Annotated in this window: 24 protein-coding genes and 4 tRNA genes; 13 read left to right on the forward strand and 15 right to left on the reverse strand. The window is 73.5% G+C overall.

The window, feature by feature from the left end; genetic code table 11:
* Nucleotides 1-30: 30 nt before the first annotated feature.
* The 3 genes from ACIBPC_RS06965 to ACIBPC_RS06975 form a co-directional block, all read right to left on the reverse strand.
* A complete protein-coding gene (locus ACIBPC_RS06965) occupies nt 31-1,947 on the reverse strand; it encodes a DEAD/DEAH box helicase (RefSeq protein ID WP_398841818.1) in 1,917 nt (638 codons plus the stop codon).
* Nucleotides 1,948-2,141: 194 nt separating this feature from the next.
* A complete protein-coding gene (locus ACIBPC_RS06970; protein WP_398841820.1) occupies nt 2,142-2,714 on the reverse strand; it encodes a hypothetical protein in 573 nt (190 codons plus the stop codon).
* A 75-nt stretch (nt 2,715-2,789) separates the two neighbouring features.
* Entirely contained in the window at nt 2,790-3,158 is a 369-nt protein-coding gene (locus ACIBPC_RS06975) for a metallopeptidase family protein (RefSeq protein WP_362957606.1), read from the reverse strand.
* 135 nt (nt 3,159-3,293) lie between these two features.
* Here ACIBPC_RS06975 and ACIBPC_RS06980 point away from each other — a divergent pair.
* From ACIBPC_RS06980 to ACIBPC_RS06990, 3 genes are all read left to right on the forward strand, one after another.
* A tRNA-Glu gene (locus tag ACIBPC_RS06980) sits at nt 3,294-3,366 on the forward strand.
* Between the two features lie 27 nt (nt 3,367-3,393).
* Nucleotides 3,394-3,468: transfer RNA gene (locus tag ACIBPC_RS06985), tRNA-Asp, on the forward strand.
* Between the two features lie 4 nt (nt 3,469-3,472).
* Nucleotides 3,473-3,546: transfer RNA gene (locus tag ACIBPC_RS06990), tRNA-Phe, on the forward strand.
* A gap of 95 nt (nt 3,547-3,641) precedes the next feature.
* On the opposite strand, the gene ACIBPC_RS06995 is transcribed toward ACIBPC_RS06990, so the two are convergent.
* Entirely contained in the window at nt 3,642-4,238 is a 597-nt protein-coding gene (locus ACIBPC_RS06995; RefSeq protein ID WP_398841822.1) for a DUF6082 family protein, read from the reverse strand.
* Nucleotides 4,239-4,511: 273 nt separating this feature from the next.
* Between ACIBPC_RS06995 and ACIBPC_RS07000 the strand changes: the two genes are divergently transcribed.
* Nucleotides 4,512-5,099, forward strand: a complete 588-nt coding sequence (locus ACIBPC_RS07000) for a histone deacetylase (protein WP_398841824.1) — start codon at nt 4,512-4,514, stop codon at nt 5,097-5,099.
* A 28-nt stretch (nt 5,100-5,127) separates the two neighbouring features.
* Here the strand turns inward: ACIBPC_RS07000 and ACIBPC_RS07005 are convergent, their stop codons facing one another.
* Together ACIBPC_RS07005 and ACIBPC_RS07010 are read right to left on the reverse strand one after the other, a co-directional pair.
* Nucleotides 5,128-5,538 (reverse strand): VOC family protein, encoded by a 411-nt coding sequence (locus tag ACIBPC_RS07005; RefSeq protein ID WP_362957599.1) that lies wholly within the window; start codon nt 5,536-5,538, stop codon nt 5,128-5,130.
* A gap of 13 nt (nt 5,539-5,551) precedes the next feature.
* The gene (locus ACIBPC_RS07010) at nt 5,552-5,992 is read right to left on the reverse strand and encodes a helix-turn-helix transcriptional regulator (protein ID WP_362957596.1); all 441 of its coding nucleotides are present in this window, start codon (nt 5,990-5,992) and stop codon (nt 5,552-5,554) included.
* Nucleotides 5,993-6,121: 129 nt separating this feature from the next.
* On the opposite strand from ACIBPC_RS07010, the gene ACIBPC_RS07015 reads away from it, so the two are divergent.
* The gene (locus ACIBPC_RS07015; RefSeq protein ID WP_398841826.1) at nt 6,122-6,706 is read left to right on the forward strand and encodes a dihydrofolate reductase family protein; all 585 of its coding nucleotides are present in this window, start codon (nt 6,122-6,124) and stop codon (nt 6,704-6,706) included.
* Nucleotides 6,707-6,725: 19 nt separating this feature from the next.
* On the opposite strand, the gene ACIBPC_RS07020 is transcribed toward ACIBPC_RS07015, so the two are convergent.
* Complete coding sequence (locus ACIBPC_RS07020) at nt 6,726-7,751, reverse strand: ABC transporter permease (protein ID WP_398841828.1); 1,026 nt, start codon at nt 7,749-7,751, stop codon at nt 6,726-6,728.
* A 103-nt stretch (nt 7,752-7,854) separates the two neighbouring features.
* Between ACIBPC_RS07020 and hrpA the strand changes: the two genes are divergently transcribed.
* Together hrpA and ACIBPC_RS07030 are read left to right on the forward strand one after the other, a co-directional pair.
* Entirely contained in the window at nt 7,855-11,850 is a 3,996-nt protein-coding gene (gene hrpA, locus ACIBPC_RS07025) for an ATP-dependent RNA helicase HrpA (RefSeq protein ID WP_398841829.1), read from the forward strand.
* A 75-nt stretch (nt 11,851-11,925) separates the two neighbouring features.
* Nucleotides 11,926-12,000: transfer RNA gene (locus tag ACIBPC_RS07030), tRNA-Asp, on the forward strand.
* 568 nt (nt 12,001-12,568) lie between these two features.
* Here the strand turns inward: ACIBPC_RS07030 and bldC are convergent.
* Nucleotides 12,569-12,775, reverse strand: a complete 207-nt coding sequence (bldC, locus tag ACIBPC_RS07035; protein WP_019431930.1) for a developmental transcriptional regulator BldC — start codon at nt 12,773-12,775, stop codon at nt 12,569-12,571.
* Nucleotides 12,776-13,241: 466 nt separating this feature from the next.
* Nucleotides 13,242-14,072, reverse strand: coding sequence for a hypothetical protein (locus ACIBPC_RS07040; protein WP_362957582.1), 831 nt, complete (start codon nt 14,070-14,072; stop codon nt 13,242-13,244).
* 191 nt (nt 14,073-14,263) lie between these two features.
* Here ACIBPC_RS07040 and ACIBPC_RS07045 point away from each other — a divergent pair, with 191 nt between their 5' ends.
* Entirely contained in the window at nt 14,264-15,403 is a 1,140-nt protein-coding gene (locus ACIBPC_RS07045) for a Leu/Phe/Val dehydrogenase (protein WP_398841832.1), read from the forward strand.
* Nucleotides 15,404-15,650: 247 nt separating this feature from the next.
* Complete coding sequence (locus tag ACIBPC_RS07050; RefSeq protein WP_362957575.1) at nt 15,651-15,926, forward strand: DUF3073 domain-containing protein; 276 nt, start codon at nt 15,651-15,653, stop codon at nt 15,924-15,926.
* Nucleotides 15,927-16,069: 143 nt separating this feature from the next.
* Here ACIBPC_RS07050 and purM read toward each other — a convergent pair whose 3' ends face one another.
* From purM to ACIBPC_RS07065, 3 genes are all read right to left on the reverse strand, one after another.
* Nucleotides 16,070-17,155, reverse strand: a complete 1,086-nt coding sequence (purM, locus tag ACIBPC_RS07055) for a phosphoribosylformylglycinamidine cyclo-ligase (protein WP_398841833.1) — start codon at nt 17,153-17,155, stop codon at nt 16,070-16,072.
* A gap of 61 nt (nt 17,156-17,216) precedes the next feature.
* Nucleotides 17,217-18,806, reverse strand: coding sequence for an amidophosphoribosyltransferase (purF, locus tag ACIBPC_RS07060; RefSeq protein WP_362957569.1), 1,590 nt, complete (start codon nt 18,804-18,806; stop codon nt 17,217-17,219).
* Nucleotides 18,807-18,852: 46 nt separating this feature from the next.
* Nucleotides 18,853-19,602 carry a sterol carrier family protein gene (locus tag ACIBPC_RS07065; RefSeq protein ID WP_362957566.1) on the reverse strand — a complete coding sequence of 250 codons (750 nt, stop codon included), beginning with the start codon at nt 19,600-19,602 and terminating at the stop codon, nt 18,853-18,855.
* 168 nt (nt 19,603-19,770) lie between these two features.
* Here ACIBPC_RS07065 and ACIBPC_RS07070 point away from each other — a divergent pair, with 168 nt between their 5' ends.
* A complete protein-coding gene (locus ACIBPC_RS07070; protein WP_398842988.1) occupies nt 19,771-20,214 on the forward strand; it encodes a YbhB/YbcL family Raf kinase inhibitor-like protein in 444 nt (147 codons plus the stop codon).
* A 4-nt stretch (nt 20,215-20,218) separates the two neighbouring features.
* Entirely contained in the window at nt 20,219-20,689 is a 471-nt protein-coding gene (locus ACIBPC_RS07075; protein ID WP_362957560.1) for a hypothetical protein, read from the forward strand.
* A gap of 132 nt (nt 20,690-20,821) precedes the next feature.
* Here ACIBPC_RS07075 and ACIBPC_RS07080 read toward each other — a convergent pair whose 3' ends face one another.
* Nucleotides 20,822-22,018, reverse strand: coding sequence for a sensor histidine kinase (locus ACIBPC_RS07080; protein ID WP_398841836.1), 1,197 nt, complete (start codon nt 22,016-22,018; stop codon nt 20,822-20,824).
* Between the two features lie 119 nt (nt 22,019-22,137).
* Between ACIBPC_RS07080 and ACIBPC_RS07085 the strand changes: the two genes are divergently transcribed.
* Together ACIBPC_RS07085 and ACIBPC_RS07090 are read left to right on the forward strand one after the other, a co-directional pair.
* Nucleotides 22,138-22,386, forward strand: a complete 249-nt coding sequence (locus ACIBPC_RS07085; protein WP_398841838.1) for a helix-turn-helix transcriptional regulator — start codon at nt 22,138-22,140, stop codon at nt 22,384-22,386.
* Nucleotides 22,383-22,910: a hypothetical protein gene (locus ACIBPC_RS07090; RefSeq protein ID WP_362957548.1), complete on the forward strand. Its 528-nt coding sequence runs from the start codon at nt 22,383-22,385 to the stop codon at nt 22,908-22,910. The genes ACIBPC_RS07085 and ACIBPC_RS07090 overlap by 4 nt, the downstream gene beginning before the upstream one ends.
* A 1,056-nt stretch (nt 22,911-23,966) precedes the next feature.
* Here the strand turns inward: ACIBPC_RS07090 and ACIBPC_RS07095 are convergent.
* Together ACIBPC_RS07095 and ACIBPC_RS07100 are read right to left on the reverse strand one after the other, a co-directional pair.
* A complete protein-coding gene (locus ACIBPC_RS07095) occupies nt 23,967-24,563 on the reverse strand; it encodes a DUF3618 domain-containing protein (RefSeq protein ID WP_398841840.1) in 597 nt (198 codons plus the stop codon).
* 16 nt (nt 24,564-24,579) lie between these two features.
* Nucleotides 24,580-25,038, reverse strand: a complete 459-nt coding sequence (locus ACIBPC_RS07100; protein WP_362957542.1) for a hypothetical protein — start codon at nt 25,036-25,038, stop codon at nt 24,580-24,582.
* Nucleotides 25,039-25,143: the final 105 nt, after the last annotated feature.

Consider the following 25,143-nt stretch of genomic DNA (forward strand, 5'->3'; position numbering starts at 1 on the left):
GGGGGCGGTGCCGCGCTCGAAGGCATACGGTCAGTCGTTGCGCTTCCAGCGCGGCTTGTCGGCGCGGCGGTCGAAGCCGCCCCGGTCGTCGCGGTCACCACGGTAGCCGCCACCGTTGCCGGTGCCGCCGTCGCGGCGGTAGCCGCCGCCGTCACGGCGCTCGGTGTCACGGCGGAAGCCGCTGCCCGCGTCGTCACGGCGGTAGCCGCCGCGGTCGCCGTCGCGCCGGTCGTTGTCGCGGCGGCCGTACGGGCGGCGGTCGTCGCCGCCACCGCGCCGGTCGTCACGGCGGTAGCCACCGCGGTCGTCGTCGCGGCGGTAGCCACCACGGTCGTTGTCCCGGCGGCCGTGACCGTGGCCCCCGCCGTTGCCGTTGCCGTTGCCGTACGGACGGCGGTCGTTGTCACGGCGGTAGCCGCCGCGGTCACCGCCCCGCTCGTCGCGCGCCGCCTCGGCACGCGCGGCCTTCTCGGCGCGCCGCGCCTCGCGCTGCGCCTCCGCCTCGGCCTCGCGCTCCGCCTCGGCCAGGGCCTGCGCCCGCACCTCGGCGGCCGCCGCGATGGCCTCGGCCGGGTCGTCGCCGCGCTCACGCGCCGCACGGCCCGTCAGCCGGTCGGCCTCGTCGCGCAGCTCGCCCGCACGCTCCTTGGCGCGCTCCAGCTCGCGCGCCAGGCGCGCGACCTCGCGCTCCGCGTGCGTCACCGCGCCCGTCGCCGCCTCGGCCTGCACCTCGGTCAGCGACCGCGCGCCGATGATGTCCGCCACGTCCGGGTCGAACAGGTCGCCGCGCCCGATGACGTGCCGCGAGGCGTCGACGCCCGCGTCCTCCATCAGGCGGAAGATCGTCCGCCGCTGGTGCGGCAGCGCCAGCGACACGACGGTGCCGGACCGCCCCGCGCGCGCCGTACGGCCCGAGCGGTGCAGGTAGTCCTTGTGGTCGGCGGCCGGGTCCACGTTCAGCACCAGGTCGATGCCGTCCACGTGGATGCCGCGCGCCGCGACGTCGGTGGCGACCAGCACGCTGACGCGGCCGTCCTTGAAGTCCGCAAGGGTCCGCGTACGGGCGCCCTGCGTCATGCCGCCGTGCAGCGCGTCGGCGCGCACGCCCGACTCGCGCAGCTGCCCGGCGACGCGGTCGGCGCCGAGCTGCGTGCGGACGAAGACGATCGTGCGGCTGTCGCGGCCCGCGATGGCGGCGGTCAGCGGCGCCTTGTCGCGCGGCTTCACGATGAGCACGTGGTGGCTCATGGTGGTGACGGCGCCCTGGGCCGCGTCCACCTCGTGGCTGACGGGGTCGACCAGGTAGCGCTTCACGAGGGTGTCGATCTCGTGCTCGAGCGTCGCCGAGAACAGCATGCGCTGCCCGCCCGGCGGGACCTGGTCGAGCAGCTCGGTGACCTCGGGCAGGAAGCCCAGGTCGGCCATCTGGTCGGCCTCGTCCAGGACGGCGACCTCGACGTCGTCCAGCGAGCAGGCGCCGCGGCCGATCACGTCGCGGAGGCGGCCGGGGGTGGCGACCAGGATGTCCACGCCGCGCTCCAGGGCGTAGATCTGGTTGCCCATGGAGGTGCCGCCGCAGACGACCTTGAGGCGGAGGCCGAGCACGTTGCCGTACGGCTCCAGCGCGTCGGCGACCTGCATGGCCAGCTCACGCGTGGGGGTGAGGATGACGGCGCGGGGGTGCTTGGCGCGCGTCCGGCCGCCGGCGAGGCGGGCCAGGAGGGGCAGGCCGAAGCTCAGGGTCTTGCCGGAGCCGGTGCGGCCGCGGCCGAGGATGTCCCGTCCGGCCAGCGCGTCCGGGATGGTGGCGGCCTGGATGGGGAACGGGGTGGTGACACCGTGCTCGGCGAGCGTGCGCACGATCTCCTGGGGCAGGCCCAGGTCGGCGAACGTCATGGTGGGCTCGTCATCCAGGGGGAGAAGAACCTCGGGCGTGGTCACGGACATGCGAAGTGAGAACCTTCCGGAGTCTTGTGGGGTCGGCACGCGCCTGTGCTCCGTAGGTGCTCTTGACCGCCTGGATGCGGTCAGCCACGGCTCGGTGAGGAACGCGCCACACGGCGCGCTGCTTCGGGGCGCCGGGCAAGTGGGATCAAACGATCTACAAGCATACGCACGCGGCGCGGTGATACGCAAACGGGTCAGCCCGTACCCCCTGGCGCGGGCTCTCCCGGCGCCGGGGCGGGCTCCTCGGGGCCCGGCTCGGGGGCCGGCTGCTCCGGCTCGGGCGCGGGGGGCGGCTCCTCGGGGCCGGGCGCCGGGTCCGGGTCGGCGGGCTCGGGCGCGGGCGGCTCGGGGCGCGGTGGAACGGGCTCGGGCACGTCGGGACGCTGCGGCGGCGCGGGGGTGCCGGGGCGGGGCGTGGCGCGGGGGGTGCGGTCGGGCGTGCCGGCAGGTGTGTCGTCCTCGTCGGCCCGGTCCGCGCGGCCCTGGGGCCCGTCGTCGGCGGTGGCGGAACCTGGGGGCGCGACGTCCTCGGCGCGCCCCCCGCTCGGCTCGGGCCCGGCGCCGCCCGGCGCGTCCCCCTGGCCCCCGGCCGCGCGTTCCCGCTCGGAGGCGGTGTCGGGCGCGCCGTGCCCGCCGCCGTCGGGCTCACGCTGCTGCGCGGTCTTCTCCGGGTCCACGGTGACGCAGCCCGCCAGCGCGACGGCGGCGAGGGCGGCCATCCCCGCCAGGGCGGCGGGACGGGCTCGGCGGTGACGGCGGCTGGGCACGGGAACGTTCCTCCGGTCGGCGCGCGGGACGGGCTTCCGCCCGTTCAACTCCCGCCGCCCCGCCCAGGACACGCCTCACCCGTAGCCGAGCGCGTGCAACCGCTCGTCCCCGATCCCGAAGTGGTGGGCGATCTCGTGCACGACGGTGATCTCGACCTCCTCGACGACCAGTTCCCGGCCGCCGCCCTCTCGCTCACACATCCGCAGGGTGGGTCCCATGTAGACGGAGATGCGGTCGGGGAGCGCGCCCGCGTACCACTCGCCGCGCTCGGTGAGGGGCACTCCCTCGTACAGGCCGAGAAGTTCGGGGTCGCCCGCCTCGGCGGGCGGCTCGTCCTCGACGAAGACGGCGACGTTGTCCATCAGGCGCGTCAGCTCGGGCGGCACCCGGTCGAGGGCCTCGCCGACCAGTTCCTCGAACTCCTCGCGCGTCATCTCCAGCACCCGGCCATTGTCGCGGGCGGGCGGCGCGGAGGGCCAGGACGCGGGCCGACCGAACCGTTTTGCCGATCGGTCCCGGCATCCCCTATGCTTCTCACGTCCCCGACGGCATCGCGAGATGCCGAGGCGGGCCGCCGGGCCCCCGTCGTCTAGTGGCCCAGGACGCCGCCCTTTCAAGGCGGTAGCGCGGGTTCGAATCCCGTCGGGGGTACGCGACATCCCGGTGTCGCAAGAGCAAGGTCCTGTGGAGCAGTTTGGAGTGCTCGCCACCCTGTCAAGGTGGAGGCCGCGGGTTCAAATCCCGTCAGGACCGCTCCGGCTGGGTAGCTCAGTTGGTACGAGCGTCCGCCTGAAAAGCGGAAGGTCGCCGGTTCGACCCCGGCCCCAGCCACCGGAGAAAGCAGTACGAACGGCCCTGGCGGGCATCCCCCGCCAGGGCCGTTCGCGTTTCCGTCGTCAGCGCGGCCGTCGTCAGAGCGGCCGCGCTCAGGGCGGTGCGTCGGGCAGAAAATAGTCCTCCGGCGCCACCGCCGCGCCCCGCGCCACGGCCGCGTGGAAGCATTCGTCCGCGAGCAGGGCGAAACGACGCGCCCTGCGGTTCCCGCCCGCCTCGGCGTGCAGCCGCCAGCCATGGCCTGCCTGCGCCCAGTGGGTTCGCGCGGGGGCGCCCCGGAAGTGGTTCGCGAGGAGCCGCCGCAGCTGCTCCTCCGTGGTCCTCCGCAGCCGGAACGAGTTCTCCCACCTCGCCATGATGAGGTTGGTGAAGGCCAGACGCCTCCACTCGTCGGCCGTGACCTCCGCGCCGGGAGGCTCCCAGCATGTCCGCAGCACGGGATCGCCGAGCGAGAGCAGGACGAGCTCCCGGTGCGCGCTCCTCGCCGACTCCTCCTGCTCCACCCTGGTCTGGCGTGCCTGGTAGGTGAGCGACGCCGCGACTCCGACGAGTGCCGCGGCGGAGATGAGGACGGACAGGGCGCCGTAGGTCTGGCTGACGTCGCTGAGCTGCCCCCAGTCGGTGTCGGACGGGGCGACCGCGCGCAGGAGGAAGGGCGTGCTCAGCACCGCCCCCACCACGAGCACCACGGCCGCCAGGTATGCGCCGACGGTGACAAGCCCCCGACGGGACCGTGCCGTTCCGCGAATCCTCCGGACAGCCATTCCCCGCCCCCCATGGAAATCCGTGCCTGCGCTTGCACACATCGTCACAGGGCGGGGACACGAGAACAACGGTGCGGGGGCTGCCGGGCCGCCGTCCCGGGTGATGATCGGGGGATGGTCGCTGTGCTGTGTCCCGAGCCGTTTCGGCCGGGGGGTGGTGTGCCGGTGCGTGTCTGGTACGCGTCGTATGGGTCCAACATGCGTGTCGAGCGGTTGCGGCACTACATCGACGGCGGCCGTCCGCCCGGGGCCCGGCGGGTGTATCCGGGGTGCCGGGACAGGACGCCGCCCGCGCGTTCGGCCGCCGTGGTGGTGCCCGGGCGGGTCTACTTCGCGACGGAGTCGCCCGTGTGGACCAGCGGCAGGGGCTTCTACGACCCGGCGGCCGGGGGCGTCGCGTGGTGCGTCGCGCATCTCGTCACGGCGCGGCAGTTCTCCGACATCGCCGCGCAGGAGATGTACCGGACGCCGGGGGCGGGCGCCGGTGCCGGTCTCGCGGGCGCGCTGGCCACCGGCCGCGCGCGGCTCGGGCCCGGCAGGTACGAGACGCTCCTGTGCCTGGGAACGCTGGCGGGGGTGCCCGTGCTCACGTTCACCGCGCCGTGGCGGATGGGGGACGTGGAGCTGCGGCGCCCGGCCGCGCCGTACGTGGCACACCTCGCCGCCGGGCTGGCCGCGACCGGGGCGTGGGGGCGGGCGGAGGTCGCCGCCTATCTGGCCGGGTGCCCGGGGGCGCGGGGCCACTGGACCCCGGAGGACGTCGGCGCGCTGATGGCGGCGGGCTGAGGCTCCCGCCGCCCCGGCCGGCGGGGGGTCAGCGCACTTCCTGGAAGCGGATCTGGTTGCCCGCCGGGTCGCGGAAGGCGCAGTCGCGTACGCCGTACGGCTGCTCGGTCGGCTCCTGGACGACCTCGGCGTCACCGGCCACCAGCTTCTCGAACGTGCCGTCGAGGTCGGGGGTGGCGAGGAGGATCCAGCCGTAGGTGCCCTTGGCCATCATCTCGGTGACGGTGCGGCGCTCGTCGTCCGTGACGCCGGGGTCGGCGGCCGGGGGCGCCAGGAGGATGGAGGTGCCGGGCTGCCCGGCCGGGCCGACCGTGATCCAGCGCATCGCGCCCGCGCCGACGTCGGTGCGCACCTCGAAGCCGAGGAGGTCGCGGTAGAAGCCGAGGGCGGCGTCGGGGTCGTCGTGCGGGAGAACCGTGGTGTGAATCGTGATGTCCATACCCTCACGCTAGCTACGGTCCGGTGGGGCGTGCTTCTCGATTCCTGACCGGTCGGGTGACCTGCTTGGCGACGCAGGCGGGCAGGCCCTCCACCGCGTCGGCCGCCTGGCGGCGGTAGGCGCTCGGGGACATGCCGACGAGTTCGCTGAAGCGCGTGCTGAAGGTGCCGAGGGACGAGCAGCCGACCGCGAAGCAGACCTCGGTGACGCTCAGCTCGCCCCGGCGCAGCAGCGCCATCGCGCGTTCGATGCGGCGCGTCATCAGATAGCTGTACGGGGACTCGCCGTACGCGGCGCGGAACTGCCGGCTGAGGTGCCCGGCGGACATGTGCACGCCGCGCGCGAGCGCCTCGACGTCGAGCGGCTGCGCGTACTCGCGGTCGATCCGGTCGCGTACGCGGCGCAGCAGCGCGAGGTCGCCGCGGCGCTGGTCGGCGGTGGTTCTGCTGGTCACGGGCGTGATGCTGCCATGCGCGCGCCGGTTCTGCCCAGGACCGTGCCCGGTTGGCCCGTTGACACCACTACATACGTAGCACTATGTTCAGAGCACGACAGGCAGAGTACTACCAGGTGAGGCCAGCCCATGCGAAAGCTCGTCTACTACGCCGCCGTCACCCTCGACGGCCGGATCGCCGGACCCGGCGGCGAGTTCGGCTTCTTCCCCCAGGGCGACGAGGCGCAGGCCGCGGCCTACTCGGCGTGGATGAACGCCCGGCTCCCGGAGACCGTCCCCATCATGGGGCGCGACGCCGAGGGCCTCGCGGACGCCCCCAACCGCCGCTTCGACACGGTCCTGATGGGCCGCGGCAGCTACCTGCCCGGCCTCGACGCGGGCTTCACCAGCCCGTACGCGCACCTGCGCCAGTACGTCGTGTCCACCACCGTCGCGCCCGGCATCGACCCGGCCGTCACCGTCGTCCCCGGCGATCCCCTCGGCCTCGTGCGCCGCCTCAAGGAGGAGGACGGGCTCGACATCTGGCTGTGCGGCGGCGTCCTCGCGGGCGTCCTGCAGCCGGAGATCGACGAGCTGATCATCAAGAGCTATCCGGTGGTCATCGGCTCCGGCGTCCCCTTCTTCGACGGGGACTTCGACCCGACGCTGTTCGACGTCGTCGAGCGCGAGGCATTCGACAACGGCGTCCTGGTGACGCGCCTCACCCGGCGGTGACCGCGCCCGCCGCCGCGCGTCAGGCGGCCGGGACGGGCTCGGCCGCCGCGCCGGTGGGGCGCCCGCCGGGGTGGCGGCGGCGCCAGACCCAGAAGACGGCGCACGACAGCAGCGCCCAGCCGCCGAGCACCAGGTAGGGCTGCGCCTGCTGGTGCCCGCGGAAGTAGACGGCGGTGTGCAGCGCGTTGACGGCGGCGCCGGGCGGCAGCCAGCGGCCGATCGCGCCGAGCACCGAGGGCAGCAGCGGCCAGGAGACGGCGCCGCCGGAGGACGGGTTGCCCAGCATGACCATCAGCACCCACGTCGGGAGGATGGCCCACCGCCGCACCAGCGCGTTGAACATGCTGAAGACCATCCCCGACGTGAACATGGTCAGCGCCAGCGTCCCCCACGACTGCCAGAACGGGAGCGGCAGCGCCCCGAGCCACCAGTCCACCGTCGCGATGATCGCCAGTCCGCCGAGCAGCGCGTAGAAGGCGGTGAACGCGATCCGCTCTCCCGGGTTCAGCGCGGGGGCGTTGACGCTCAGCTGGACCGTGCCGAGGAAGCCGATGATCACGGTGGCGATCGAGATGTAGAAGATGGCGAGGCCGCGCGGGTCGCCGCGGAACAGCGGCTTGATGTCGGTGACCTTCAGGTCGATGTGTGCGGCCTTGGCGGCGGCGGGCGCGTCCTGCCGCAGCAGCTCGGCGACGGACGAGCCGGCCGCGCTGACGAGCTTCAGCTCGACGCGCTCCCCGCGGTTGCGGAAGACCGCGAAGACCTCCTGCCGCTCCACGGCGTCCACAGCCTGTGGATAGTCGCGGTAGCGGTGGATGCGCAGCGACGCGTCGAGCCGCCGCTCCAGCTCGGCCACGAACGCGTCCACCCTGCTGCGCGACTCCGGCTCGCCGACGACGGCGACGGGCACGTGCCGCGGCGCCGGGTCCGCCATCGCATAGGTGTACGACCCGGCGAACAGCGCCGCCGCGCCCGCCGCGATCAGCGACACCACGACCGCGGGAAAGTAGACCGACGCGCGCGCCCTCCGCCACCAACCGCTCACGAAGCAACCCTAGACATGACATAGGTGGACATCTCAGGCGAAACACGCGCACTGCGATATCGGCTCGCCGCCCACCGCGCGCGGGTGAGACGCTTGGGTACGTATGCCTACACACCCCTCCCCCGTATCCAAGGCGGCCTCTCCCGCGCCGCCCGTGCCGCCCGTGTCGGAGCTGGCCGCCCGGCTGCCGGAGCTGAGCCTGCGGGACCAGCGGCGGATCGGCCGGCGGCTCGACGGCGCGCGCCGCATCCGCAAGCCGTCCGCCCAGCAGGCGGTGCTCGCCGAGATCGGCGCCGCGATCGAGACGGCCGAGGCCCACGTCGCGCGCCGTCGCGCCGCCGTGCCCGCCGTCACGTATCCCGAGCAGCTGCCCGTCAGCCAGAAGAAGGACGAGATCCTGGCGGCGATACGCGACCACCAGGTGGTGATCGTCGCGGGGGAGACCGGCTCGGGCAAGACGACGCAGCTGCCCAAGATCTGCCTGGAGCTGGGCCGGGGCGTCAAGGGCCTCATCGGCCACACGCAGCCCCGGCGCCTGGCGGCCCGTACGGTCGCGCAGCGTGTCGCCGACGAGCTGCGGACGCCGCTGGGCGAGGCGGTGGGCTACAAGGTGCGCTTCACCGACCAGGCGGGCGACGCCACGCTCGTCAAGCTGATGACGGACGGCATCCTGCTCGCCGAGGTCCAGCACGACCGCGAGCTGCGCCAGTACGACACGATCATCATCGACGAGGCGCACGAGCGCAGCCTCAACATCGACTTCCTCCTCGGCTACCTGGCCCAGCTCCTGCCGCGCCGCCCGGACCTCAAGGTCGTCATCACGTCGGCGACCATCGACCCGGAGCGCTTCGCCCGCCACTTCGCGGACGCGGAGGGCCGCCCGGCGCCGGTCATCGAGGTGTCGGGGCGCACGTACCCGGTCGAGGTCCGCTACCGGCCGCTGCTGGAGGAGCTGGGGGACGGCGGCGACGCCGACGAGGCGGCCGCCGACCGCGACCAGACGACCGCCATCTGCGACGCCGTGGACGAGCTGCAGGCCGAGGGCCCGGGCGACATCCTCGTCTTCCTCTCCGGCGAGCGCGAGATCCGCGACACGGCGGACGCGCTGGAGAAGCGCCGCCTGCGCCACACCGAGATCCTGCCGCTGTACGCCCGCCTGTCGCACGGCGAGCAGCAGCGCGTCTTCCAGCAGCACCCGGGGCGCCGCGTCGTGCTCGCGACGAACGTCGCCGAGACCTCGCTGACGGTCCCCGGCATCAAGTACGTGATCGACCCCGGCACGGCCCGCGTCTCCCGCTACAGCCACCGCACCAAGGTCCAGCGGCTGCCGATCGAGCCCGTCTCGCAGGCGAGCGCGAACCAGCGCAAGGGCCGCTGCGGCCGCACCAGCGACGGCATCTGCGTCCGCCTGTACTCGGAGGACGACTTCCTCTCCCGCCCCGAGTTCACCGACGCGGAGATCCTGCGGACGAACCTGGCGTCCGTCATCCTGCAGATGAACGCGGCCGGGCTCGGCGAGGTCGAGCGCTTCCCGTTCATCGACCCGCCCGACCACCGCTCGGTCAAGGCGGGCGTGCAGCTGCTGGAGGAGCTGGGCGCGCTCGCCGGGGCGAAGCTGACGGAGATGGGCCGCAAACTGTCGCAGCTGCCGGTCGACCCGCGCCTGGCGCGGATGGTCGTCGAGGCGGAGCGCAACGGCGTGGCGCACGAGGTGATGGTGATCACCGCCGCGCTGTCGATCCAGGACCCGCGCGAGCGGCCGAGCGACAAGCAGCAGCAGGCGGACGCGAAGCACCAGCGGTTCCGCGAGGGCCCGGCGGAGGAGTCGGACTTCCTGGCGTTCCTCAACCTGTGGGAGTACGTGCGCGAGCGCCAGCGCGCGCTGTCCTCCTCGGCGTTCCGCCGCCTGTGCAAGGCCGAGTTCCTCAACTACCTGCGGATACGCGAGTGGCAGGACATCTACGCGCAGCTGCGCTCGGTGGGCCGCTCGCTCGGCATCGAGCCGGCGGCGCCGCGCGAGGGGCAGGCGGCCGATCCGGCCCGCGTCCACCAGTCGCTGCTGGCCGGGCTGTTGTCGCACCTGGGCCTGAAGGACACGGAGAAGAACGAGTATCTGGGCGCGCGGGGCGCGAAGTTCGCGGTGTTCCCCGGTTCGGCGCTGTTCCGGCGGCCGCCGCGCTGGGTGATGTCGGCCGAGCTGGTGGAGACGTCGCGGCTGTGGGCGCGGGTGAACGCGCGGATCGACCCGGACTGGATCGAGCCGCTGGCCGGGCACCTGGTGAAGCGGACGTACAGCGAGCCGCACTGGGAGCAGAAGCAGGCGGCGGTGATGGCGTACGAGCGGGTGACGCTCTACGGCGTCCCGGTCGTCGCGCAGCGCAAGGTCAACTACGGGCGGATCGACCCGGAGACGTCCCGGGACCTGTTCATCAGGAACGCGCTGGTCGAGGGCGACTGGCGCACCGGGCACCAGTTCTTCGCCGAGAACCGCAGGCTGCTCGCCGAGGTCGCCGAGCTGGAGGAGCGCGCGCGGCGCCGCGACATCCTGGTGGACGACGAGACGCTCTACGACTTCTACGACCAGCGGGTGCCGGAAGACGTCGTCTCCGGTGCCCATTTCGACGCCTGGTGGAAGCAGAAGCGGCGCGAAGAGCCGGATCTGCTCAACTTCGAGAAGTCCATGCTCATCAACGAGCAGGCGGAGCGGGTCACCAAGGAGGCGTACCCGGACACCTGGCGGCAGGGGCGGCTGTCCCTGCGCGTGACCTACCAGTTCGAGCCGGGGACGGACGCGGACGGCGTGACCGTGCACGTACCGCTCCAGGTGCTCAACCAGGTGACGGCGGACGGCTTCGACTGGCAGATCCCGGGCCTGCGCGAGCAGTTGGTGACGGAACTGATCCGCTCCCTGCCCAAACCGATCAGGCGGCACTGCGTCCCGGCCCCCGACTTCGCGCGGCGCTTCCTGGAGGCGACGCCCGAGCCGACCGGGGAGCCGCTGCGCACGGCCCTGGCGCGCGGGCTCACGCGGCTGACGGGCGTACGCGTCGCCGAGCAGGACTTCGACGAGGAACGCGTCCCGGCGCACCTGCGGATCACGTTCCGCGTGGTGGACGAGCGGCGCCGCCGCGTCCCCGGTGACGCCGAGAGCAAGGACCTGACGGCGCTGCGCGCGCGGATGCGGCCGAAGGCGCGCGAGGCGCTCGACAGGGCGTTCACGGCGGGCGCGGAGGGGCTCACGTCCTGGACGGTCGGCACGCTCGCCCGCACCTTCGAGACGCGGCGCGGCGGCCAGCCGGTGAAGGCGTACCCGGCGCTGGTGGACACCGGGACGGCCGTCGCCGTGCGGCTGTTCGACACGGAGGCGGAGCAGGCGCGCGCGATGGCGCTGGGCACGCGGCGGCTCATCCTGCTCAACCTGCCGTCCGATCCCGGCAAGTTCGCGCAGCGGCAGCTGGACAACGCGGCGAAGCTCGCGCTCTCCTCGTCCCCGCACGGCGGCGTGGCCGCCCTGTTCGACGACTGCGTGACGGCGGCCGCCGACCGGCTGATTGAGGCCCACGGCGGCCCCGCGTGGGACGAGGCGGGCTTCACCAAGCTGTTCGACGCGGTGCGCGCCGACATCACGGACCTGACCCTGCGCATCGTGCGGCAGGTGCGCGAGGTGCTGTCCGCGTGGCAGGCGTGCGAGCGGCGGCTGCGGTCGCTGACGAGCCAGGTGCTCCTCCCGGCGCGCGCGGACGTGCGGCAGCAGCTCGACGGCCTGGTGCGGCCCGGCTTCGTCACCGCGCACGGCGCGCGGCGGCTGGCCGACGTCCTGCGCTACCTGACGGCGGTCGACCGGCGGCTCCAGCAGCTCCCGCACCAGGCGGAGCGCGACGCGGCGCGGATGGCGAAGGTGCACGAGATGCGGGACGAATACGCCTGGCTGCTCGAACAGTTCCCGCCGGGACGTCCCGTGCCCGCGGCGGCGGCGGAGATCCCGTGGATGATCGAGGAGTTGCGGGTGAGCTACTTCGCGCACGCGCTGGGCACGGCGTACCCGGTCTCGGACAAGCGGATCGTGAAGGCGATCGACGCGCTGGCCCCGGCCGGCTGAGAACACCAGGTCGGGGCGCCTGGCGGCCGATTGGTGCCCACGCCTCCATCTGGGGTAGAGTCGCCCTCGCGACGTGGTCCTGTGGAGCAGTTTGGAGTGCTCGCCACCCTGTCAAGGTGGAGGCCGCGGGTTCAAATCCCGTCAGGACCGCACAGTTTCGGCAGCAGGCCGATCATGATCGGACTCGAAGAGCCCGGACCCCACCAGGGTCCGGGCTTTCTGCATGAGCGGCCGGGCCGCGTCGCGGTCGTGTGACGAGTGACGCGTGCGCCGGGTGGTTTCACGGCGGCCGCCGGCGGACACCGACAGGTGGGGGAACGGGACGCGGCCGGGCGCACGGGAGCGCCGCGGGCACATGCCACGCCCCGATCCGCGGATCCTCCGGCGCGACGGCGCGCCCAGGGGGTACGGTGCGAGTGCGCGGGAGCCGACGCCGGCGCCTTTTATCGCAAGATCATCACCGCGGGCAAGGGACGGGCGATGTGACGGGAGTCACGGAACTCGATAGCGCCTTGAGCTCGTTCAACCCCGTAGAGACACCCGTCGATTTAATATGTGCAATTGTACGGCCGGTTGACCGGTGTCCGTGCGTTCCCGTGAGCCCTCCGCGACACAAAGAGATCGCGCCGGACTCGGCGGAGTCCGGCGCGATCAGGGGCCAAGCGGTCCGGAGTGGGGGCCCCGGAGCCTGGGTCGTGCTGTGCTGGTGCTGCGTTGCTCAGGCCTCGCCGCGCTGCTGCGGGATGCCCGCGAGCAGTGCGCGCACCTCCGCTTCACGGTAGCGACGGTGCCCGCCGAGCGTGCGGATAGACGTGAGCTTGCCCGCTTTTGCCCAGCGTGTGACCGTTTTCGGGTCGACGCGGAACATCGTGGCAACCTCAGCCGGGGTCAGCAGCGGCTCGGCATCAGGGGTGCGAGCGGTCATGAGCGGCCTCCTCGGGAGAACCGAACCATCACGGTTCTTTCCTCTAAATTCTGCACCTTGACCCGCGTTGCCCGAAATGGCAGTAGCGGGTCGAGTCGGTTATAGGACGAACGGCATGTCCTCGGCACTACAACTACACCATCCGTCCAGCCGGGTCGGCCAAACCGATGGAATTGCCCTCTCAGGTGTTCAACCTCGGCGGAAGCCGACTGGACCATGCCATAGCGGACAGTCACTCGGCCCTCACGATCAGTCACACGGTGATGACTCGGCACCACTCCCGCCAAGGAGCGCAATACCGATCTATCCACCCTTCGACGCACATCGCCGAGCGGACAGAAGGGCCCCTCGCGGGCTCCTTGTCCTATTTTGACACGAGGGTACTGCTTGCTGGCAAGAGGTTCCTTCCGTGCCATCCATCACGCTTGCGGGCTTTAGCCCCTTGACGTGGGACTTTGGTCCCGGGTCAGTTGGCGAACTGCCGTTCCCTGACCGCCGTCCAGCGTTCGGTCAGCTCCTCGTACAGCTCCCCGGCGCGCCGCAGATCGCCCGCGCCGAGCGCCGTCAGCCCGGCCGCCACGTCCGCCGCCGACCGATCGGCGGCCAACTGGTCACCGGGTACGGCGTGGACGAGACCGCCGTAGTCCAGCTCGACGAGCGACTTCGGATGGAACCGCTCGATCCAGCGCCCGACATCGGTCAGCGCCTCCGCGAGCGGACTCTCCGGCATGGCCCGCCGGACGGTCCGCAGCCCGCGCGCCACCCGCCGCCTGGCCTGCACCATCGGCGTACGGTAGCGCAGTTCGGGCCGCGCGCCCGCATCGGCCGGCCTGAACTCCCTTTCCTCGTCGGCGAAAAGGGCGAACCAGCGCACCGGCACGTGCCACAGCGCCGACCTGATCCACGGCCGCGCGTCCGCGTTCCGCTCGCGCCAGTCCGCGTACTCCTCGGCCGCCCGCCGCCGCGCCTCGGGCGGCAGCGCCGCGTCCAGCACGGGCTGCGGCATCAGCCACTCCCCCACCGCGTCGAGCGCCTGCCAGGACCGCAGCCGCGTCCGCCACGGGCAGATCAGCGCCTCGCCGTCCACCACCGCGACGAACGCGTCCGCGCTCTCCCCGGCGGGGACCACCCGCGCCGGAACGGCCGCGAGCGCCGCCAGCGCGTCCCGCACCTCGTCCTCCGCCGTCGGCAGCCGGTCCCCCTCCGCGTACGCGGCCCAGTGGGCGCGCTCCCGCTCGGGGAAGGCCGCCAGCGGCTCGTAGACCCTCAGATACGCCGCGTACGGCACTTTCGTCACGGACCCTCCCGTCCTCCTGCTCCACGGACACCCGGCACGTCGCCGCCCCGGTCCTCCCCCGGTCTACCCCGATCGTGTCAGTGCCCCGACCCGGGCGCAGCCAGGACCGCCGCACCGCCGTACGCTCATCTCACCAACAGCCCTCCCGACCCGCACGGGGGCATCCGCAACGTTCCGCAGGAGTCACCACCGTGACCGATGTACGTTCCGCTGTCAGCGCAGACAGCACGGTCGAGGCCGACGTTCTGGACACTCTCTTCCACTCCGCCCAGGGCGGCCACGAGCAGGTCGTGCTCGGGCAGGACCCGGCAACCGGCCTGCGCGCCGTCATCGCCCTCCACTCCACCGCCCTGGGCCCCGCGCTCGGCGGCACCCGCTTCCACGCCTACCCGGGCCGGCCGCGCCCCGAGGAGGCCGCCGTCCGCGACGCGCTGAACCTCGCGCGCGGCATGAGCTACAAGAACGCCATGGCGGGCCTGTCCCACGGCGGCGGCAAGGCCGTGATCATCGGCGACCCCGACGAGATCAAGACCGAGGAACTGCTGCTCGCCTACGGCCGCCTCGTCGCCTCGCTCGGCGGCCGGTACGTGACGGCCTGCGACGTCGGGACGTACGTGGCGGACATGGACGTGGTCGCGCGCACCTGCCGCTGGACCACCGGGCGCTCCCCGGAGAACGGCGGCGCGGGCGACTCGTCGGTCCTGACCGCGTTCGGCGTCTTCCAGGGGATGCTCGCCTCGGCCGGGCACCGGTGGGGCGACGAGGACCTGGCGGGCCGGACGGTCGGCATCGCGGGCGTCGGCAAGGTCGGGCGCCTGCTGGTCGGGCACCTGCGGGAGGCGGGCGCGCGGGTCGTCGTCACCGACGTGCGCGAGGACGCCGTGCGGCGCGTGCTGGCGGAGCACCCCGGCGTGACCGCCGTCCCGGACACGGAGGCGCTGGTCGCGCTCCCCGGGCTCGATGTCTACGCGCCGTGCGCCCTCGGCGGCGCGCTGAACGACCGGACGGTCCCCGTGCTGACGGCGTCCGTCGTCTGCGGCGCGGCCAACAACCAGCTCGACCACCCCGGCATCGAGAAGGACCTCGCCGACCGGGACGTGCTGTACGCGCCCGACTACGTCGTGAACTCGGGCGGCGTCATCCAGGTGGCCGACGAGCTGCACGGCTTCGACTTCGCACGTGCGAAGGCAAAGGCGGCCGAGATCCGCACCACGACGCGGGAGATCTTCGAACGCGCCGCGGCCGAGGACGTGCCGCCCGCCGTGGCCGCCGACCGGATCGCGGAGCACCGGATGGCCGCCGGGGCGGGCGCGGCTGCGCCATCCGCGTAAGACATGTCACCCCCCTCGTGCGAGGCGTGTCGAGAAAGAAGGTAAAATCGCCGCTGACCAGCAAAGAGAGGGTCATCGGACGCCATGCTCGCGGCTCCGGTCCTGCGGACGGCGTACCGTAGGCCCGCGGAAGCAGGTACGGTTGAAGTCCGGTGGGCCGGGCTCTCGACCGAGAGCCCGCTCTCGATCATGAACGGATGTCAACACACCGGGGCCGTCGGGTCCCGTCGTTGAGGGGGTCGAGCCAATGGGGCGCGGCCGGGCCAAGGCCAAGCAGACGAAGGTCGCCCGCCAGCTGAAGTACAACAGCGGCGGCACGGACCTCTCCCGTCTGGCCGAAGAGCTGGGTGCATCGAGCCAGGACCGCTCACCGAACGGTGAACGGTTCGAGGACAGCGACGAGCTGGACGAACAGCTGGACGACGACGTGTACACGCGGTACGCGGAGATGTACAGCGACGAGGACGATGACGACGACGGAGAGCCATCGTCCGATTCCCCGGTGAAACGGCGCCGCGCCTGAGGCGTGCCGCCCCCCGGTCCTCACCGGCGGCTGCGTTCGATCGCACGCGCGACGGCGGACACGACGGTTGACCGCTCGACCCGGTCCGGGACTCCCGGACCGGGTTCAGTGCTGTCCGCGCCGTCACGGCCGTCCTCCGCCGGTCAGGCGTAGTCACCCGTCAGGGAGGCGCCGCCGCCCGGTGCCCGGTCGCCGGCGGTGACGATCTCGCCCGCCACCCAGGCCGGGACGTTCCGGTCCGCCAGCGTCGCGAGAGCGGTGCCCACCGATTCCTGGGGGACGACGGCGATCATGCCGACGCCCATGTTGAGGGTCTTCTCCAGCTCGCCGCGTGCCACACCGCCCGCCTCAGCCACCGTGCCGAACACGGGTGCGGGCGACCAGGTCGCCCGGTCCACGCGCGCGTGCAGCCCGTCGGGGACGACGCGGGCCAGGTTGTTCGCCAGCCCGCCGCCCGTGACGTGGGCGAACGCGTGGACCTCCGTCGCGCGGAGCAGCGCCAGGCAGTCGAGCGAGTAGATGCGGGTGGGGGTCAGCAGCTCCTCGCCGAGGGTCCTGCCGAACTCGGGGACCTCCCGTTCGAGCGTCCAGCCGGCCAGCTCGAAGAAGACGTGGCGGACCAGCGAGTACCCGTTGGAGTGAAGGCCGGACGAGGCCATGGCCACGACCGCGTCACCCGCGCGTACGCGGTCCGCGCCCAGCACGGCGTCCGCCTCGACGACGCCGGTGCCCGCGCCCGCCACGTCGTACTCGTCCGGGCCGAGCAGCCCGGGGTGCTCGGCCGTCTCGCCGCCGACCAGGGCGCAGCCGGCGAGGACGCAGCCCTCGGCGATGCCCTTGACCACGGCGGCGACCCGCTCGGGGTTCACCTTGCCGACGCAGATGTAGTCCGTCATGAACAGCGGCTCGGCGCCGCACACCACCAGGTCGTCCACGACCATGGCGACCAGGTCGTGGCCGATCGTGTCGTGCACGTCCATGCGCTGCGCGACGGCCACCTTGGTGCCGACGCCGTCCGTCGCGGAGGCGAGGAGGGGGCGGCGGTAGCGCAGCAGCGCCGAGGCGTCGAACAGACCGGCGAAGCCGCCGATGCCGCCGACGCTCTCGGGGCGCTGGGCCTTGGCCACCCACTTCTTCATCAGCTCGACGGCGGTCTCGCCGGCCTCGATGTCGACGCCTGCCGCGGCATAGCTGACGCCGCCCGCCACGGGCGCGTTGTCGGTGCTCATCGGTACTTCCTGCTCGGATGGGCCCCCGGTCGTCCGGGGGCGGGTCGGCGGTCCGCCCGGGTCACGGGCGCCGCAGCGCGTCGGCCGCGCCGGGTCCTGTGAGGAGGGGCAGGGACGCGTCGGGCTGCTCCAGCACGTCCTTGCCGAGGACGGCCGGGTCGGGCAGCTCCATCGGGTACTCGCCGTCGAAGCAGGCGCGGCACAGGTCCGGCTTGTCGATGGTGGTGGCCTCGACCATGGCGTCCAGGGAGATGTACGCCAGCGAGTCGACGCCGAGCGAACTGCCGATCTCCTCGACGGACAGGCCGTTGGCGATCAGCTCGGCGCGGGTGGCGAAGTCGATGCCGAAGAAGCACGGCCACTTGATCGGCGGCGAGCTGATCCGGACGTGGACCTCGGCCGCGCCCGCCTCGCGGAGCATCCGCACCAGGGCGCGCTGCGTGTTGCCGCGGACGATGGAGTCGTCCACGACGACGAGGCGCTTGCCCCGGATGACCTCTTTGAGGGGATTCAGCTTGAGGCGGATGCCGAGCTGCCTGATGGTCTGGCTCGGCTGGATGAAGGTGCGGCCGACGTAGGCGTTCTTGACGAGCCCCGAGCCGTACGGGATGCCGCTCGCCTCGGCGTAGCCGACGGCGGCGGGGGTGCCGGACTCGGGGGTCGCTATCACCAGGTCGGCGTCGGCCGGTGCCTCGGCCGCCAGCCTGCGGCCCATCTCCACCCGGGAGAGGTACACGTTGCGCCCGGCGATGTCGGTGTCGGGGCGGGCGAGGTAGACGTACTCGAACACGCAGCCCTTGGGCTTCGCTTCCGCGAAGCGTGTGGACCGCAGGCCGCGCTCGTCGATCGCGATCAGTTCGCCCGGCTCGACCTCGCGCACCACGGAGGCGCCGACGATGTCCAGGGCCGCCGTCTCGGAGGCGACCACCCAGCCGCGTTCGAGGCGGCCGAGGACCAGGGGGCGGATGCCCTGCGGGTCGCGGGCGGCGTAGAGCGTCTCCTCGTCCATGAAGACGAAGCTGAAGGCGCCCTTGACCTGCGGGAGGACGCGCGGGGCGGCCTCCTCGGGGGTGAGCGGCGCGCCCGTCTCCTCGTCGGTCTGTCCGGCGAGGAGGGCGGTCACCAGCTCGGTGTCGTTGGTCGCCGCGACACGGTGCCGCGGGCCCCGGCCGCCCGGGAGGGAGGCGACGAGGCGGGCCAGTTCGGCGGTGTTGACGAGATTGCCGTTGTGGCCGAGGGCGATCGATCCGTGCCCGGTGGCGCGGAACGTGGGCTGGGCGTTCTCCCAGGTGGGAGCGCCCGTGGTCGAGTAGCGGTTGTGCCCGACGGCGATATGGCCGGGCAGGGAACCCAGAGAGGTTTCGTCGAAGACCTGGGAGACCAGTCCCATGTCCTTGAACACCAGGATCTTGGAGCCGTCGCTCACCGCGATTCCCGCGGACTCCTGTCCGCGGTGCTGCAACGCGTACAGCCCGAAGAAGGTGAGCTTGGCGACCTCCTCGCCCGGGGCCCAGACTCCGAAGACGCCGCAGGCGTCCTTCGGGCCCTTGCCACCGGGGTCGAGGTCGTGACTGAGTCGTCCGTCACCACGCACGACTCCGAGTCTAGGCCAGGTGGCGGGGGCGCGGAGAACCCCCGGAAGGTGAGACATGCCCCATAGGAGCCCCCCGCGCGCGCCCTTCGGGGACGGATCGCGGTCAGGCGAGCACGGGCAGTTCCGCCGCGAGGGCCGTGGCGCGCTCGCCGCTCGCGCGCAGCCGCCCGGCGGCGGTGGCGGCGTCCCACGTGGTGCGGCCGGTGGCGAGGCGCAGCCAGGTGAGGGGGTCGGTCTCCACGACGTTGGGCGGCGTGCCCCTGGTGTGGCGCGGCCCGGCGAGGCACTGGACGGCGGCGAACGGCGGGACGCGCAGCTCGGTGGAGGAGCCGGGCGCCTTCAGGGCCAGCGCGTCGGCGAGGACGCGCGTGGAGATGGCGAGGGCGGCGCGGTCGATCTTGACCTGGCGGCCGGTGGCGCGGGAGAGGTCGTCGCTGTGCAGCGTCAGCTCGACCACACGGGTGACGGTGAAGTCGACGGCCCGCATCGCCCCCAGGTGGTGCGGGACGAGGGCGTCCTCGCGCACGCCCGTCTCCAGGACGGCCTCCAGCTCCTCGGCCGCGGAGTCGATGGCGTCCACGGGGGCGGCGTCGCGCTCCTCGTGGACGGTCTCCAGCACCCAGGACGGGATGTCGAGCTGCGGCCTGACGGCCCGGGGCACCGGCTCCGCGAGCAGCCGGGGCAGTGCGTCGATCTGCCGGGCGAGGTGCCCCAGCAGTTCCCGGGCCTTCGCGCGCTGCTCGTCGTCGAGGTCGTGGGCTGCGAGCCGTACGAATTCCACCTGCGCGAGCACGGCGTCACGGACCCGGTCGGGGTGGTAGGCGCGGGGCTTGCGCCGGACGGGGCCAGACATAGCACGGAGCTTACGTCGAAGATCCTTCCCAAGGGGATGACCAGGACCTTTCGAATCGGCACCGCATGCCGGGCGGGCGGCGGGGCGCGGGACGAATCGTCGCGTACCGGCGCCGAACGCCCCGAATGGGCCGGGGCGGCGTCGGGTACCCCGTTCCACATGACCGCTATGGAACTGCGAAGCACCGCATTCGAGGACCGCGCGCCGGTCCCGGGGCGCCATGCCCGGGACGGTGAGAACGTGTCCCCGCCGCTGGACTGGTCGCGGCCCCCGCCCGGCACGCGCTCGATGGCGCTGCTGTGCGAGGACCCCGACGCGCCCTCCGGCACGTTCCTGCACTGGCTGGTCACGGGGATCGACCCGACCAGTCCCGGTGTGGGGCCCGGCGAGCTGCCGGACGGCGGGGAGGAGCACACGAACGGTTTCGGCGAGCGCGGCTGGGGCGGCCCCGAGCCGCCGCCCGGCGATCCGGCGCACCGCTACCGCTTCCGGCTCTACGCGCTGCCGGGGGGTGTGTCGCTGCCCGAAGAGGTGTCGGCGGGCGACGCCCGCCGGATTCTGGACGCGGAAGGTCTGGCGACCGGCACGCTGACGGGTCTGTACCAGCGTTGAGGAGGTGACCCACGTGGGCAAGAAGGTCGAGGGCAACGAGGAACAGCGGCGGATGGCCGCGCGCGAGGCGGAGCGCTCCGGGGAGCGCCCGAGCGAGTGGAAGGCGACGACGGGAGCCTCCAAGCAGCGGGGCTCGGGCATCGGCCGCGGGAAGCAGCGCGAGATGGCCGCGGAGATCGCCGAGGACCGCGAGGCGCCGCCGCAGCCGCCGCCGGGGCGCACGTTCTCCGGGCGTGAGCACGGCGAGTACGGCGCGGACCACGCGCGGGTGTACGGCGCGCTGGGCGAGGCGGAGCGCCGCCACGGCGGGAAGGCCGTGTTCGCGACGGAGGTCGCGCGGACGGCGGGCCTGCCGGACGAGCGGACGCGGCTGGCGCTGCACGACCTGGTGACGGTGCACCGGCTGGTGACGGAGTTGCAAGGCACGGACCGCCCGGACATGGGCCCGCGCTACGAGACGAAGCCGGGCCGCTGACCTCACCGGTCAACAGGCCGAACCCCGGGGACGCCGCTGTGGTACGCCGCAGCGGCGTCCCGGCGTCGTTGTGCCATCGCGTGCCGCCCTGTCGCGTACGGCCAGGACCGCGTTCGCCGTCCCCCGCGTGGGTCATGGTGAGCGTGTTGTGGGCATGTCGCTGACGGCCTCCTCGCGGAGGTGGGCCGGGAGGGCGGCGGTGATGGTCAGGCCGCCTTCGGGGTGGGGGTGGGCGGTGAGGGTGCCTCGGTGGTGGTGGACGGCTGTGGCGATGATCGACAGGCCCAGGCCGGGGCCCGATGAGGAGCCGACGCGGTCGGGGGTGAGGCGGCGGAAGGGTTCGAAGAGTTCGGGGACCGTGTGCAGGGGTATCGGCGGGCCGCTGTTGCTGACCTCGATCTCGGCCCAGCCGCCCGGCGCCGTGCCGGTGCGCACGTGGACCCAGCCGTGGCCGTCCCGGGTGTTGTGCCGGACGGCGTTGGCCACGAGGTGGGTGACCAGGGCTTCGAGGTGTGGGGGGTCGCCCCGGGTCGGTGCCGGGGCGTTGGAGAGGTGGACGGTGACGCGTGAGGCGGCGGCCTCCCGTTCCGCGTGGGCCACGGCTCGGTCGGCGAGAGTCGCCAGATCGGCGGGGGCGTGCGGTGACGCCGGTTCGGCGAGCAGCAGGAGGCCGGCGAGGACGCGTTCCTGGCGGGCGGTGACGTCGAGCAGCCGTTCGCCCAGCTCGCGTATGCCGGTGGACGGCGGGGCCGCGCGCAGGACCGTCTCGATGCGGGCGCGGTGCTGGGCGACGGGGGCGGCCAGTTCACGGACGGCGTGTGCCGCGAAGCGGTGGGGGGTGTCGGCGGACCGTATGAGCCGGTCGGCCAGGGTGTCGACGGCGGCCGACAGGTCGTCCGTGCCGCCGGTCGCCGGGAGGGGCGTGGCGTCGCGCCTCCCGGCGCGGCGGGCCGATTCGGTGGCCCGGCGCAGCGGGCGCAGCACCTGGCCCGCGAGCAGCCAGCCGAGGAGGGCGGCGGCGGCCACCGCCAGGCAGAGGATCAGCGCCCCCGGGAGCAGGACGGGATGGGCGGAGGCGCTGGGCGCCTCGGTGGGCAGCGTGGTGACGGTGCTGCTCTCGCCGTCCAGCAGGGTGAGCCGCGCGCGGGTGCCCGGCTCGGACTCCGGGGCCGGTGGCTCGGGGGGCGGGCGGCGCAGCAGGGTGTGGGTGACGGCGATCAGGGCGGCGCCGACGGCCAGGAAGAGGCCCGCGCCCAGGAGGGCGAAGCGGACGCGCATCCGCTGGAGACGTGGGGGCGCCGCCGCGTGTCCCCCGTTCCGTCCGTCCACCGCTCCCCCGATCCGCCACCGTGAACCCAGCATGAACGGCGCGCTGTTCGGTGGGCGTAAGAGCGTGCACACGACCGGCGGGGTTGTGTCATCGCTTCATGATGTAGTACTTCTTATACATGGCAGAGCAGGTGCACAACAGATTGTCCGTGGTGCGCGCGGAACGGAAAGTGACACGGCGGGAGTTGGCCGAGGCCGTGGGCGCGCACTACCAGACGATCGGGCACATCGAGCGGGGGCAGTACAACCCGAGCCTCGACCTGGCGCTGCGCATCGCCGCCCACTTCGGGCTGCCGGTGGAGGCGCTGTTCTCGCTGGAACCGTTCCGGCCGCTCACGGACGAGATGTACGGGAGGACGACACCATGACGCACGGGACGAACGCGGGTCTCAGCGCCCACGACCGCCGGATGACCCGGCTGATGAACCAGGACGCGGCGCGGCACTGGCACGCGCGGCGGTGGCAGCGGCGCACCTGGACGGCGGCGCACATCGCGCTGACGGCGGGCGCGCTCGCTCTCTTCGCCCTGGCGGGCGACAACGGGGCGCTGCTGCTCGCGGTACTCGTCCCGCTGCTGCTCGCCTGGTGCGTGTGCACGGGTGTGCTGAACTCGGCCACGCGTGGTCTGTTCGAACTGCGTGCGCGCGCCCTGGACGAACGGCAGTTGGCGGACCGCGCCCGCGCCCACACCGTCGCGCACCGCGTGCAGTTCGCCGTGCTGCTGGCCGTGTTCGCCGTGCTGCTGATCACGGACGGCCTGCCGGACGGCGTGACGGCGGCGGGCGTGGTGGCCGCGCTCGCGGTGACGCACTGGCTGCTGCCACTGTGGACGGCCGCCCTGCGGACCGAGGACGAGACGGACGACGACGAGCTGCCGGCCACGACGGCCTGACCGGCGGGCCGGGCACCGTCCTGGGATGCGCTTCCCCGACGGTGCTCTCCCCCGGCACCCCGTGGTGCCCGCGACCAGGTGGAACGCAGCCGCCGGGCGAAGCCGTCCCCGGACTGCGTCACGGCGCAGCCCGGATGGGGCGGCGCACGTGCTCGACCATCGCGCGATGGCCCCAGCACGGATCGACTCCGGGCTCCGGCGAGCGGAAAGGGTCTCCCCCCGGGAACCGGCGCCTCGTTCATGACCCGCGGAAAGAAGGACGCCCGCGAGGGGATGAGGTCCGGGTGCGCTTCCGGACACGACCGCACCTGGCGGTTCCGCTTCACGGGCGCTGCGGCGCCGCGTCGAGGACCGGCCCGGAGCGGGATGGTCCCCGACGGGACCGCGGTCCGGGCGCGCCGAAGACCCCCGGCACAGATCCGTGCGTCGGCGGCCAGGAAGAGTCACCCTCCCCGGGACGGCACCGCCACAGGGGTGCTGCGCGTCCTACGGGAGGGCGTCCGTGAGAGGGACGGTGGTTCGGCCACGCCGGAGGCCACCGGCCCGTTTGCCTGGCCGATGCCGCGACTTGCATCCCATAGACCGGCGGGCCAAGGGCCGGGACAGCTCGCTGCCCGGACTCCGCGCACCGCTTCGAAAGGTGTGCGCGCCGGTGGGATGGTCCGGCACCCCCGAGATCTCCGCCTCGTGACCTGGCCAGCGCCGGGCCGGGGCACTTCACGGACCCCAGCGCACCGCGTCGAAGGGCGTGCCGAAGGCCAGGGGCGGTGTTCCGCCCCTGGCTCTAGCGGGTGATCGCACGCCCGGTGCCGTGGAGCGGGGGCCGGGAGCCGCCGCGCCGAACGGCGTGTGCTGCGGCAGGAGTGGGGCTGGCAGGCCCCGTCACCCCACCAGGGGCCGTCTTCAGAGGGGGCGTCCGGCCGCCAGGCTGGGGGCGTCGCGGGCAGGGCGACCCCTTTGAAGACGGGTCCCAAGGGGCGCCACCTGCCCGGCACCCCTTGGTCCGAGCGTGCCGAGGGCCCGGGAACGGTGCCCGGGTCCTGGCGGCAGGTCGTGTCACTCCCAGTCGCCGTAGACCGGCGGGCGGGAGCCGTCGCCGTCCGGGGAGGGGTGCGACTGCCGGTTCCGCTTCACCTGGTCGCGGGCGTCGTGTGCCGCGTCGGAGGCCGTTCCGCGGATGTCCTGGGCGGTGCGCCGCCCGGTGTCCGCCGCGTCGTCCTTCAGGTGACGGGCGGACTCGCGTGCCGCGTCGCGTACGGGCCCCGCGTGCCGGTTCGCCTGGTCGGCGAGGCGGCCGGTGGCGTCGCGTTCCGCCTGGGTGGGCGGCATGAGCGCCGCCGCGAGGAAGCCCGCGCCGAACGCGAGCAGCCCCGCCGCCAGCGGATTGCCGCGCGTGCGCTCGGCCGCCGCGCCGGGGGCCTGCTCCGCGCGCTCGCGCACCGTCTGCCCGGCCTCCTGGGCGCCGGCCGAGGCCGTGCCCGCCGTGCCGAACGCGCGGTCGCGCAGGTCGGAGGCGCCGTCGAGCACCCGGCGGCCGCCGCGCTGCGCCATGCCACGCGGGCTGACGTGGTCGGCGAGCCGGTCGAGGTCGTCGCCGAGCCGGTTGCGTGTCGCTTCGATCTCTGCCTTGATCTGCTCGGATGAGGTTGCCATCGGTCCGTCCTTCCGGTCAGCTGCGCTGGTCGGCGGCGGTGCCACCGGACGTGGCGGGGCCTGCCCGGCCCGCCCTGGCGAGGCGCCCGGCGGCGAAACCGGCGAGCGCCACGCCGCCGAGGAACATCGCGGGGCGCCGCGCCGCGAAGTCGCGCAGCTCGCCCGCCAGGCCCTCCACGCCGTTCTCGTCCAGGTAGTCGGCGGCACGGTGCCCGCTGTCGGCGGCGCGGGCGACGAGGCCGCGCACCGGGGAGTCCTCCGGGGCGCGGTCGGCCATCGTCGCGAGGTCGTCGGCCCACTGGCGCACCGCGCCCGTCGCGGACCGCTCCTGGTCGCGCGCCTCCTCGGCGACGCGGTCGCCGAAGGCGCGGGCGCCCGACGCGGCCTGGTCGCCCGCCGTGCCCGCCGCCTCGGCGGCGCGCTGCCTGACCTGCTCCGCCGTCGAGGATGTCTGCTGCTCGGCCGTCTCCGTCATGGCGTCGTCCATCTCTCCCGAAGTCGCGCGGAACGTGTGTCCCGGGTCGGGCACACGCCGGTCGGGTAGCCACCGCATCGCGGGGCAAAACGCACCGGAACGGAC

It is taken from the genome of Streptomyces sp. NPDC049879 (assembly GCF_044461265.1).
Classification (GTDB): Bacteria; Actinomycetota; Actinomycetes; order Streptomycetales; family Streptomycetaceae; genus Streptomyces.